Here is a 1,679-nt window from a genome sequence, read left to right on the forward strand (position 1 = left end):
ACCTGAATCCGTGATGAATTGAAATTGACTTTGATTTTGTTGTAATTTTTATGGATGTATAATCCATAAAACCCTTTTTGTGCTTATGACCTATGTCATCTCTATTTCTGAAAATGAAACAAATCTCTTTTTTGGGTGTGCAAACCAAAAAAATAGACAAAAAAGCACAGGGAGTGACGTTGGACATCAATATTCGAACATTTGTTCTTTACCTTACCTCTCTCCATTTCTGATAGACATTCAGCAGGAATTCGCTATACCCACTCCTTCGCGTCAGTTTCATCCAGATCTGTCGCGATCGGCGGACGAGTCGTCCTGCCATCGTGATCACCGTCTGAATGATCGTCTTGATGCGGCGGCGTTTCACTTTGTGATGCAATGGATGTCTCGGATCGCTTAATAGATCTTGTCCAATCAGGCGAAGAAGGTTGTACACGAATGCTCCTATGACTAACACGAGCGCATTCGTTTTCATCTTCCCAGATGGAAGTCGCTCTAAATCTAAGTCGCTTTTCAGTTCGCTATGAAACTGTTCGCATGTCGCATGATCGTGATACAATGCGAGCACATCACTCATCCGAACATGCTCGTATCCTTCGAGGCGCACCCAGTAGCTTTCGACTTCGTAATCAGGAACGAGCATCAGCTGTCCATTTCGTTCCATCGTTCGTTCCGTCACTTGGGTGACTTGAACGTACGTATACGTGTGTCCATCGATTGCTGCTGTCTGTGGAAGGCATATCTCATACGTTTGGACTCCTTCAGTTTGTCCATCATCGACGCGTCTGCCCTTTTGCGAAGCGATCTGGAACCAAAGTGCTTTCGATTCTCGGCGTAAGTTTCGCTTAATGACAAAGTCCACGTCTTCCTTTAGACATACGTGCACATTCGCTTCCGCATCGTTTCCTGCATCCATGCGCACAAGCAGACGAGACGAGGTCAGTGGACGAGCTCGACGGATGGCGGTAGCTAAAAACGAAGGCATGTGGTCTTGTACATGTTGCCTCCCTGGACGCAACTCGGCATGAACGATATACCCTTCCTTCCCTGCGTACGCAAACAACGGCGTAAAACCGTCAAATCCTTTATACGTTCGACTCACTCCTTCTTTTTTCGTATCGGAGTTGTCAAACGGGGAGCCATCTAAATCAAGGGGAAGCCATGTCGTCTTCCCTTTCGTCCAACAAGGGGACAAGGTGGCGTGTTGTCCAACCAACAGACGCATCGATTCCTCCCAAATGATGGCTTCGGTCATCGGAAGACAAGCGAGCTGATCGAGCCGCTGTCGCAATGTCGGGGAGGAAGGCACGTGCCGAATGCCCATCGATGTCGCAAAGATATCGTCCTGACGATACGCTTCGATATGATCAAAATCCGTTTTTCCTGTGGCAAGCAAGCCGATCATCGAGCGAATGACGTCGCTATGGGAAATGTGCACATCTCGACGAACCGTTGGGAGCCGAAGGGCGTTTACTCGTTTATCCAGTTTCGTTTGATGTAGTAAGTAACCAACGAGAGCAAGTCCAGCACTTGGCGTAATCGCTTCATCTGTCAACACAAACCGAATCGGGAAATCTTTCATGATATTCACCTACTTGATGAAAAGTCGTTCACGTCGTTTTCCCTTATCGTATCAACGGTTTGCGACCATTGTAAAGATGTTTTGTCACGGATTCAGG

1 protein-coding gene is annotated in these 1,679 nt (G+C 47.2%); it reads right to left on the bottom strand.

Annotation, left to right across the window (positions count from 1 at the left end; all coding sequences use genetic code 11):
* Positions 1-208: 208 nt before the first annotated feature.
* Positions 209-1,582 carry an IS1380 family transposase gene (locus tag LH47_RS14545; RefSeq protein ID WP_043968723.1) on the bottom strand — a complete coding sequence of 458 codons (1,374 nt, stop codon included), beginning with the start codon at positions 1,580-1,582 and terminating at the stop codon, positions 209-211.
* Positions 1,583-1,679: the final 97 nt, after the last annotated feature.

Source organism: Anoxybacillus thermarum, assembly GCF_000836725.1.
GTDB classification, from domain to species: Bacteria; Bacillota; Bacilli; order Bacillales; family Anoxybacillaceae; genus Anoxybacillus; species Anoxybacillus thermarum.

What these genes read in the sequence shown, in the direction of transcription:
- LH47_RS14545 (WP_043968723.1), bottom strand. Translation starts at nt 1,582, where the DNA reads ATGAAAGATTTCCCGATTCGGTTTGTGTTGACAGATGAAGCGATTACG.